This is a genomic window from Burkholderia sp. GW821-FHT14F03, from assembly GCF_058803765.1.
Genome location: NZ_JBXAPG010000069.1, coordinates 19,786 through 28,386, shown reverse-complemented (window position 1 = coordinate 28,386; position 8,601 = coordinate 19,786). Strand labels below are relative to the sequence as shown.

Annotated in this window: 11 protein-coding genes; 2 read left to right on the top strand and 9 right to left on the bottom strand. The window is 67.8% G+C overall.

Translation table 11 applies throughout. The annotated features are described in order from the left end of the window. Positions 1-1,598 (bottom strand): methyl-accepting chemotaxis protein (locus AC1RQF_RS30735; RefSeq protein WP_492873828.1); only part of this gene is annotated, 1,598 nt, incomplete at its 3' end. Between the two features lie 201 nt (positions 1,599-1,799). Here AC1RQF_RS30735 and AC1RQF_RS30730 point away from each other — a divergent pair. Then, positions 1,800-2,090 carry a YciI family protein gene (locus tag AC1RQF_RS30730; RefSeq protein WP_273999248.1) on the top strand — a complete coding sequence of 97 codons (291 nt, stop codon included), beginning with the start codon at positions 1,800-1,802 and terminating at the stop codon, positions 2,088-2,090. A 138-nt stretch (positions 2,091-2,228) separates the two neighbouring features. Here AC1RQF_RS30730 and AC1RQF_RS30725 read toward each other — a convergent pair whose 3' ends face one another. From AC1RQF_RS30725 to AC1RQF_RS30705, 5 genes are read right to left on the bottom strand one after another with little or no spacing between them, the layout of a single operon-like run. Beyond that, positions 2,229-2,846 carry an SCO family protein gene (locus AC1RQF_RS30725; RefSeq protein ID WP_273999250.1) on the bottom strand — a complete coding sequence of 206 codons (618 nt, stop codon included), beginning with the start codon at positions 2,844-2,846 and terminating at the stop codon, positions 2,229-2,231. 31 nt (positions 2,847-2,877) lie between these two features. Further along, on the bottom strand, positions 2,878-3,780 hold the full coding sequence (gene cyoE, locus AC1RQF_RS30720; protein ID WP_273999252.1) for a heme o synthase: 903 nt from the start codon (positions 3,778-3,780) through the stop codon (positions 2,878-2,880). Positions 3,781-3,792: 12 nt separating this feature from the next. Beyond that, a complete protein-coding gene (locus tag AC1RQF_RS30715) occupies positions 3,793-4,905 on the bottom strand; it encodes a COX15/CtaA family protein (protein WP_273999254.1) in 1,113 nt (370 codons plus the stop codon). A gap of 33 nt (positions 4,906-4,938) precedes the next feature. Next, positions 4,939-5,583, bottom strand: coding sequence for an SCO family protein (locus AC1RQF_RS30710; RefSeq protein ID WP_273999255.1), 645 nt, complete (start codon positions 5,581-5,583; stop codon positions 4,939-4,941). A 57-nt stretch (positions 5,584-5,640) separates the two neighbouring features. Then, entirely contained in the window at positions 5,641-6,354 is a 714-nt protein-coding gene (locus AC1RQF_RS30705; RefSeq protein ID WP_492873824.1) for an SURF1 family protein, read from the bottom strand. Positions 6,355-6,441: 87 nt separating this feature from the next. On the opposite strand from AC1RQF_RS30705, the gene AC1RQF_RS30700 reads away from it, so the two are divergent. Continuing rightward, entirely contained in the window at positions 6,442-6,651 is a 210-nt protein-coding gene (locus AC1RQF_RS30700) for a twin transmembrane helix small protein (protein ID WP_273999257.1), read from the top strand. 148 nt (positions 6,652-6,799) lie between these two features. Here the strand turns inward: AC1RQF_RS30700 and AC1RQF_RS30695 are convergent, their stop codons facing one another. The 3 genes from AC1RQF_RS30695 to AC1RQF_RS30685 all read right to left on the bottom strand — a co-directional run bounded on the left by AC1RQF_RS30695 (position 6,800) and on the right by AC1RQF_RS30685 (position 8,599). After that, positions 6,800-7,657 (bottom strand): cytochrome c oxidase subunit 3, encoded by an 858-nt coding sequence (locus AC1RQF_RS30695; protein ID WP_273999258.1) that lies wholly within the window; start codon positions 7,655-7,657, stop codon positions 6,800-6,802. Between the two features lie 124 nt (positions 7,658-7,781). Continuing rightward, complete coding sequence (locus AC1RQF_RS30690; protein ID WP_252985129.1) at positions 7,782-7,985, bottom strand: DUF2970 domain-containing protein; 204 nt, start codon at positions 7,983-7,985, stop codon at positions 7,782-7,784. Between the two features lie 14 nt (positions 7,986-7,999). Next, positions 8,000-8,599 (bottom strand): cytochrome c oxidase assembly protein, encoded by a 600-nt coding sequence (locus tag AC1RQF_RS30685; RefSeq protein ID WP_273999259.1) that lies wholly within the window; start codon positions 8,597-8,599, stop codon positions 8,000-8,002. Positions 8,600-8,601: the final 2 nt, after the last annotated feature.

Sequence of the window (8,601 nt, the reverse complement as noted above, 5' to 3'; positions counted from 1 at the left end):
GGCGCGGCCGTTCGCACCGGCGCGCGCGCCGTGCGCGGCGGCGGAGCGCCGCGCACCTGGAACGCGCTGACCGATTCGCGCAGGCGCGCCGCCTGTTCCTGCAGCGACGCGGCCGCGGCGGTCGCCTCCTCGACGAGCGCCGCGTTCTGCTGGGTGACCTCGTCCATCTGCGTGACCGCGCGGCCGACCTGGGTGATCCCGCTCGCCTGCTCCTCGGACGCGGCGGCGATCTCGCCCATGATGTCGGTCACGCGCCGCACCGCCTGCAGGATCTCGCTCATCGTCGTGCCGGCCTGGCCGACCAGCGACGAGCCGTTGTGCACGCGCTCGACCGACACATTGATCAGCTGCTTGATCTCCTTGGCCGCCGTCGCGCTGCGCTGCGCGAGCGAGCGCACCTCGCCCGCCACCACCGCGAAGCCGCGACCCTGCTCGCCCGCGCGCGCCGCTTCGACGGCCGCGTTCAGCGCGAGGATGTTGGTCTGGAACGCAATGCCTTCGATCACGCCGATGATGTCGGCGATCTTCTGCGAACTGTCGTTGATCTCGCCCATCGTGCCGATCACGCGGTTCACCACGTCGTTGCCCTTGAGCGCGATGTCCGACGCGTTGTGCGCGAGGCCGCTCGCCTGGCGCGCGTTGTCGGCGTTCTGCTTGACGGTCGCGGTCAGCTCTTCCATGCTCGCGGCGGTCTCCTCCAGCGAGGCCGCCTGCTGCTCGGTGCGCGCCGACAGGTCGTTGTTGCCGGCCGCGATCTGCTGGCTGGCCGCCGCGATCGATTCCGCCGCATGGCGGATGCCGCCGATCGTGCCTTGCAGCCGGTCCTGCATCTCGTGCATCGCGGCCATCATGCTGTGGGTGTCGCCCGGGCGCACCGGCACCGTCTGGGTCAGGTCGCCGAGCGCGATGCGCGCGGCCAGGGCGGCCGCCTCGTCCGGCTCGCCGCCGAGGCTGCGCCGCACGTTGCGGATGATCACGAGCATCGCGAGCGTGATCACGGCGCCGATCACCGCCACCACCGCGAGGTGGCCGACCAGGGTCTCATAGTAGACCGTATCGATGTCCTTGATGAACACGCCGCTCGAGATGTACCAGTCCCACGGCGCGAAGCGCGTCACGTAGCTGATCTTCGGCACCGCCGTCTCGCTGTGCGGCAGCCGGCCGCGGTAGTTCACGAAGCCGCGTCCGTCGGCCTTCGCCGCGTTCACCACCGAGACGAACAGCAGCTTGCCGTCGGGATCCTTGAAATCGCTGACCACGGTGCCGACCAGCTTCGGCAGCGTCGGGTGCATGAGCACCGTGGGCTTCGCGTCGGTCACGAACACATAGCCGGAGTCGCCGTCGTAGCGCATCGCCGCGAGCCGCGCGAGCGCGTCGCGCTGCGCATCGGCCTCGCTCATCGCGCCGCTCTGGGACAGCGCGTAGTACGACTGCACCACGCCCTGCGCGGCGTCGACGAGATTCGTCATGCCCGCCTTGCGCTCGGCGAGCATCGTCGCGCGCGTCTCGAACGCGCTCCACGCGCCCACCCCCAACAATCCGACCCATACGAGCGCAAGCGCCAGCCACAGCTTGCGGTTCAAACTCATTCTGCTCATCGTGCGTGCCTTTTTCAGTGTCTTGTCTTCGCACACCGCCCGCAGGCCGGCCTCTCGCCTGCTAACGATCGCCTCCGTTTATTACGGCACGCCGGCTTACAACTTGAATGGAATCCGCCACGAAATCCGCACCGCGCCGCACGCTGTGCTACAAGGAGCGCTGGCCGCGACACGGTGTCGCGGCGTCCTCGTGAGACCTCCATGTACGTCATCGACATCCAGTACACGGTGTCGCTCGAGCGCATCGACGACGCGCTCGAACGCCATCGCGCCTTCCTGCAGCGGCACTTCGACGCGGGCGTGTTCATCGCCGCCGGCCCGAAGGTGCCGCGCACGGGCGGCGTGATCCTCGCCGCGCGCATCGATCGCGACGCGCTCGACGCGATCCTGCGGAGCGATCCGTTCGTCACCGAACAGCTCGCGACCTACTCGGTGACGGAGTTCCGCATGACCCGTGCGGCCGACGGCCTGAATCTGCCGGCGCTGCCGTAGGCGCGCGCCGCCGCCGGACGGGGCGCAGGGCCGCGTCCGGCGGGGCAAAGGCGGGGAAAAGCGAAAAAGGCGGGAAGGGAAGGAAAAAGGTCTCGCCGCAAGGCCGCGCCGAACGGCCGCGCCAAACGGCCTCGCCGCTCAGCCGAGCAGCAGCTTCAGGTCGTGGACCCACGGCGCGGGGCCCTGGCCGTCGCGCACGAACAGACGCAGCTTGCCGTCCGGGTCGAACACGTAGCTCGCGGCGGTGTGGTCCATCGTATAGCTTCCCGGCGTCTTGCCCGGCACCTTCGCGTAGTAGACGCGGAAATCCTTGGTGATCTTCTTGAGCTGCGCCTCGTCGGCCGGACGCAGGCCGACGAAGGTCGGATTGAAGGCGGGCACGTACTGGCCGAGCAGTTCGGCCGTGTCGCGCTCCGGATCGACGGTCACGAACAGCACCTGCACGCGCTTGGCCGCATCCGGCCCGAGCTGCTGCAGCGCCTGCGACAGCTCGGCCATCGTGGTCGGGCACACGTCGGGGCAATGGGTGTAGCCGAAGAACATCACGACCGCCCGGCCCTTGAAGTCCGCCAGCGTGCGCACCTTGCCGGCGGTGTCGGGCAGCGCGAAATCGCTGCCGAACTGGGTGTTGCCGGTGATGTCGACGTTCTGGAACGCCGGGGCCTTGCTGCAGCCGGCGAGCAGCAGCGCGCCCGCGATCGCGCCGGCGGCGAGCCAGCCCTGGCGCGCGCGGCGCCCAAACAATGAATTCAGCATCGGATTCCGGACCAAAGCAAAAGCATGGACGTCACATCCCGAGCAGCGGATGCGCGTAGTGATCGACGAGCAGCGCGACGAACAGCAGCGACAAGTAGATGATCGAGTAGCGGAACGCCTGGCGCGCGAGCGCATCGGAGTAATCACGGTAGATCTTCCAGGCATAGGCGAGAAACACCGCGCCGAGCAGCACCGCGCTCGTCAGATAGACGATTCCGCTCATCCCGGAGATGAACGGCATCATCGTGACGGCGAACAGGATCACCGTGTACAGCAGGATGTGCAGGCGCGTGTACTGCTCGCCGTGCGTGTTCGGCAGCATCGGCAGGCCCGCGTTCTCGTAGTCCTTGCGGCGATACAGCGCGAGCACCCAGAAATGCGGCGGCGTCCAGACGAAGATGATCAGCACGAGGATCCACGCATCGCCCGGCACCGCGCCCGTGACCGCGGCCCAGCCGAGCGCGGGCGGCATCGCGCCGGACGCGCCGCCGATCACGATGTTCTGCGGCGTCATCGGCTTGAGCAGCAGCGTGTAGATCACCGCGTAGCCGACGAAGGTCGCGATCGTGAGCCACATCGTCAGCGGATTCGTGAACGTGTAGAGGGTCCAGGCGCCGGCGCCGCCGAGCACGGCCGAGAACAGCAGGATCTGCGCGCTCGTGATCTCGCCGCGCGCCGACGGCCGCCACGCCGTGCGGCGCATCATCGCGTCGATCTTCTGCTCGACGAGACAGTTGATCGCGAACGCCGCGCCCGCCAGCAGCCAGATGCCGACCGTGCCGCCGAGCAGCACCGTCCACGGCACCATGCCCGGGGTCGCGAGGAACATCCCGATCACCGCGCAGAACACCGCGAGCTGCGTGACCCGCGGCTTCGTCAGGGCCAGGTACTGGGAAAGACGGCTACCGGGGGTCTGGGAGAGTGAGGTCTGCATGGGCGCTCGGCGTCAGGCGGCCGCGGTGTCGCGCGCAGGCTGCGCGATCCGGCCGGGGCGACTTGAAAGGATGCGAAAGTTTAGCATGATGACGAGCAGCAGCAGGATCGCGGCGCCGCCGTTATGCGCGACGGCGACGGGCAAAGGCCACTGCAACACGATATTGGTCAAGCCCGTGACGAACTGGAGCACGACCACCAGCAGCACGCCGTCGGCCGGCCGCCGCAGCGACGCGAAACGGCGCAGCCGCAGCGCGAGGCCGATCAGGTAGGCGACCACGACGAACGCGAAGGTGCGATGGGTCCAGTGAATCGCGACCAGCGCGTCCTGGGTGATCGCGTCGCCGTCCTTGGTCATGCCGAGCGCGCGCCACAGGTGGAAGCCGTGCGTGAAATCCATCGGCGGAATCCACTGGCCGTTGCAGGTCGGGAAATCGGTGCACGCGAGCACCGCGTAGTTGGTGCTGACCCAGCCGCCCAGCGCGATCTGCACGACGAGCAGCACGAGCGCCGCGAGCGCCGCCGCGCGATAACGCCCCGCCCCGGGATCGTGCGCGGGCGGCGGCGTCTGGCGCGCGGCCAGCCAGCCGAGCGCGCCGAGCAGCGTGAGGCCGAGCAGCAGGTGGATCGTGACGATCACGGGCTGCAGCTTCATCGTCACCGTCCAGGCGCCGAACGCGCCCTGCACCAGGATCAGCAGCAGCAGCCCGGTCGGCCACCACGGCGACACGTGCAGCGGGCGACGGCGCAGCCGGGCCGTCCACGCGATCACGACCTGCGCGATGATCAGCACGCCGATCGCCATCGCGAAGTAGCGGTGGATCATCTCGATCCAGGCCTTCGTCATCGACACGGGGCCGGTCGGCATCGCCTGGTGCGCGGCCGTGATCGCCGCATGCGCGATGAACGGCGATGCGGTGCCGTAGCAGCCCGGCCAGTCCGGGCAGCCGAGCCCTGAATCGGTCAGGCGCGTGAAGCCGCCGAACATCACGAGGTCGAGCGTGAGGAAGGTCGTGATCCACACCAGCTTGCGGAATTTGTTGTCATCGGCCTTCACCCACACGTAGGACAGCGGCAGCAGCGCGATGCACAGGCCGATGAGGCCCAGTTGCACTAGATACGACATCTCGGGTTTCCTGTTAGCGGGCGCGGCCTGCGCTCAACCGATGCTCGACCACTTGAGCAGCTTCGTCACGTCGCGCTTGATCTTGCTCGGGTCCGGATTCTTCGGGAAACGCATCATCAGATTGCCGTTCGGATCGACCATGTAGATGTGGTCGCTCAACTGCGTGCCGGCGTCGACCGGCAGCCATTTCGCGAGTTCGGCCGGATCGGCGCTCAACTCGCGGGTGTCGGGGTAGGCGCGCCCGATCACGTCGGGCACGGCCGCCGCATCGCTGCGCAGCCACACCATCGTGATCCGGTGACGCTCGCCCGCCTGCGTCGCGCGCACCTGGCGCATGAAGTAGAGCTTCTTCGCGCAGGCCTCGTCGCAGGCGCCGCCGTTCACCATCACGAGCAGCCAGACGCCGCGCAGCGACGCGAGCGGCACGCGCGCGCCGTGCTCGTCGGTGACCTCGAACGCGGCCGGGATCGGCCGCTGCGGCTCGATCAGCGTGCCGTAGTTGGTCGAGCCGCCCTGCGGCCGGATCACGTAGTAGGTGAAATACGACGCGAGCATGGGCGCCGCGCAGACCAGCGCGAGCAACAGCAGCATCCAGCGGCCGCGCTGCCACGAACCGCGTTGCGGGGCGGGCGAGCGGCTCGCCTCGGGTGGCGTCGGGCGGGAAGATTGCGTAGACAAAAGAGACCTCTCCAAACTAGGCGCGGCGCGATCCGCCGCGCGACAAACCCGCGCGGCTCACGCCGCGCCCGATGACTTGCGCGCGGCGCGCCGCGCCGCGTACAGACCGAATCCGACGGCCGCGGCCGCCATCGCCCACCACTGGGCCATGTAGCCGTAGTTGCGCTCGACGCCGAGCGTCGGCGCGGGCCAGTCGCGCACGAGCCGGTCGCCGATATCGTTCGTCTGCTGGATCACGAACGACTGCAGCGGCAGCCCGGTTTCGCGCGCGTACTCGGCGACGTCGAGATTCTGACGGATCCGCTGGTTCGCGGCGGACCCGCCCTCGCCCAGCTCGAATGCGCGCGACGCGTCGGCGCGCGCGATGCCCTCGATCGCGACCTCGCCCGGCGGCGTCGGGAACGCCTCGATCGCGGTGCGATCCGCGATGTTGCGCGGCAGCCAGCCGCGATTGACGAGCACATAGCCGCCGCCCGACAGCTCGAGCGGCATCACCACGTAGAAGCCCGGCTGATCGTGGTACGGCCGGTTGTCCAGGTAGACCGCGCGCGCCGGCAGGAAGCGGCCGACCGCGCGCACCCGGTGGAATTCGATGTCGCGCAGCGCAATCGGCTGCGCATCCAGCGCGCGCGCGGGCGCCTGCTCGTAGCGCGCGATGCTGTCGGCGAGGGCTTCCTTCTGGTGGGCGCGGTCGAGCTGCCAGAAACCGAGCCGCACGGTCACGGCGACCACCAGGAAGATCAGGAGGACGGGGAGCCAACGGAACTTCATCGACGCGCGCTCCCCGGGCGACACCCGCACAGGTGAAGTGCGATAATTGACGCCTCCCTTTCGATCCACCGGTTTCCGGTCAGCTTCATGCACATCCTCGTTCCGATCGCGTTCGTCCTCATCATTGCCAGCCTGGGGTCGGCGCTGTATTTCATGATGCACGACCGCGGCCAGACGAAGCGCATGGTCTGGTCGCTCGCGGCGCGGGTCGGCCTGTCGATCACGCTGTTCCTGTTCATCCTGTTCGCAAACTGGATGGGCTGGATCCATTCGACCGGTTTGCCGATCGGCCGCTGATGCGGCATATCGCCGCAGCTCGGGCACCTTCAAGCAAAAGCGCCGCCTGACGAAGTCGGGGCGGCGCGGCGGATCCGGCTCGGGTTCGCGCGGCGAAGCGCCCGACCCAGGCACGACGGCCCGCGCATCGCTGCGCGGGCCGTTTTCATTACAGCCAGTAGACGACGACGTACAGGCCGAGCCAGACGACGTCGACGAAGTGCCAGTACCAGGCGGCGCCTTCGAACGCGAAATGGTGATCCGGCTTGAAGTGGCCGCGGATCATCCGCACCAGCACCACCGCGAGCATCGTGCCGCCGAGGAACACGTGGAAACCGTGGAAGCCCGTCAGCAGGAAGAACGTCGAGCCGTACACGCCCGAGCCGAGCGTCAGGTTCAGTTCGTTGTACGCGTGGAAGTACTCGAAGCCCTGCAGGAACAGGAAGCACACGCCGAGCACGAGCGTCGCGGCGAGCCAGGCGATCGCCTTCTTGCGGTGATCGTCGCGCAGCGCATGGTGCGACACCGTGAGCGTCGCGCCCGACGACAGCAGGAACGCGGTGTTCAGCGTCGGGATCGGCCACGGGCCCATCGTCTTGAAGTGACCGGCGAGCGCGGCCGGGCCCTCGTTCGGCCACACGGCGCTGAAGTCCGGCCAGATCAGCTTGTAGTCGAGGCTGCCCAGCTGGTGCAGCGCGATTTCGCGCGCGTAGAACAGCGCGCCGAAGAACGCGCCGAAGAACATCACTTCGGAGAAGATGAACCAGCTCATGCTCCAGCGGTACGACACGTCGACCCGCTTGCCGTACTGCCCGCCCTCCGATTCGGCGATCGCGTCGCCGAACCAGTGGTACAGCGTGAAGAGGAACCACAGCAGGCCAAGCAGCGCGGTATATGGCGCCCACGGCTCACCGTTGATCCAAAGCGCAAATGACCCCAGCATCGCCAGCAGGCCGACGGCCGCGCTGATCGGATGATGTGACGGATGCGGCACGAAATAGTACGGGCTCTCGTTTTGACCGCTCATGCTTGATTCTCCACTTCAGTCCAATTTGTTCCGGAAGTCCCGGCTTTATTTCTAGCGGCGCGCGACGGCGCCGCTTCGCTTTCTGCCACGGGCGCGCCGTGACACGCCCGTCGATACCCTGCCCCTACCCGACCACCGCGTGCACGATCGCGATCAGTACGCCGATGAACAGCGCCGCCGCGATCAGCGCGACCAGCAGCACGTGCAGCGGATTGAGCTGCGCGGCGTCGGCCTCGAGATCGCGCCGCTTGCGCACCCCGAAGAACGACCACAGCACCGCCTTGACCGTCTTCATGAAACTGCCTTTGCGGCCCGCGTCACTCGTCATGCGCTCCTCCCTCGTCACGCGTCCGGCTTCGCGGACACCGTGCGCCCCGCCGTGCCGGTCGTGGCCGTCGCGGGCGTATTCAGTTCGAAGAACGTGTACGACAGCGTGATCGTCTTCACGTCCTTCGGCAGCTTCGGATCGATCACGAACACCACCGGCATCTTGCGCGCTTCATTCGCCGCCAGCGTCTGCTGCGTGAAACAGAAACACTCGATCTTCTTGAAGAACTCCGTCGCCTGCTTCGGCGCGTAGCTCGGGATCGCCTGCGCGACGACCGGGCGGCCTTGCCCGTTCGTCACTTCGTACACCACCGTCGTCAGCTCGCCCGGATGCACGTCGATGCTGTTCTGCTCCGGCTTGAAGCCGAGCGGGCCGCGCGCATTCGCATCGAGCTCGATCGACACCTTGCGGCTGTAGTCGATCTGCGTGTTCTTCGCCTCGCGCGCGCTGACGTCGCGCTGCAACAGGTTGTTGATGCCGGTGATCTGGCAGATCGCGCGGTACATCGGCACCAGCGCGAAACCGAAGCCGAACATCAAGCCCACCACGACGACGAGCTTCGCGAGCATCACGCGGTTGAAAGAACGATCGGCGTCAGCCTCGGACTTCGACATGC

Bases quoted from the DNA above. Each gene is read 5' to 3' on its own strand.
- AC1RQF_RS30705 (WP_492873824.1), bottom strand. From the start codon at position 6,354: ATGAAGTTCCGTTGGCTCCCCGTCCTCCTGATCTTCCTGGTGGTCGCC.
- AC1RQF_RS30685 (WP_273999259.1), bottom strand. From the start codon at position 8,599: ATGTCGAAGTCCGAGGCTGACGCCGATCGTTCTTTCAACCGCGTGATG.
- AC1RQF_RS30725 (WP_273999250.1), bottom strand. From the start codon at position 2,846: ATGCTGAATTCATTGTTTGGGCGCCGCGCGCGCCAGGGCTGGCTCGCC.
- cyoE (WP_273999252.1), bottom strand. From the start codon at position 3,780: ATGCAGACCTCACTCTCCCAGACCCCCGGTAGCCGTCTTTCCCAGTAC.
- AC1RQF_RS30700 (WP_273999257.1), top strand. From the start codon at position 6,442: ATGCACATCCTCGTTCCGATCGCGTTCGTCCTCATCATTGCCAGCCTG.
- AC1RQF_RS30690 (WP_252985129.1), bottom strand. From the start codon at position 7,985: ATGACGAGTGACGCGGGCCGCAAAGGCAGTTTCATGAAGACGGTCAAG.
- AC1RQF_RS30695 (WP_273999258.1), bottom strand. From the start codon at position 7,657: ATGAGCGGTCAAAACGAGAGCCCGTACTATTTCGTGCCGCATCCGTCA.
- AC1RQF_RS30730 (WP_273999248.1), top strand. From the start codon at position 1,800: ATGTACGTCATCGACATCCAGTACACGGTGTCGCTCGAGCGCATCGAC.
- AC1RQF_RS30715 (WP_273999254.1), bottom strand. From the start codon at position 4,905: ATGTCGTATCTAGTGCAACTGGGCCTCATCGGCCTGTGCATCGCGCTG.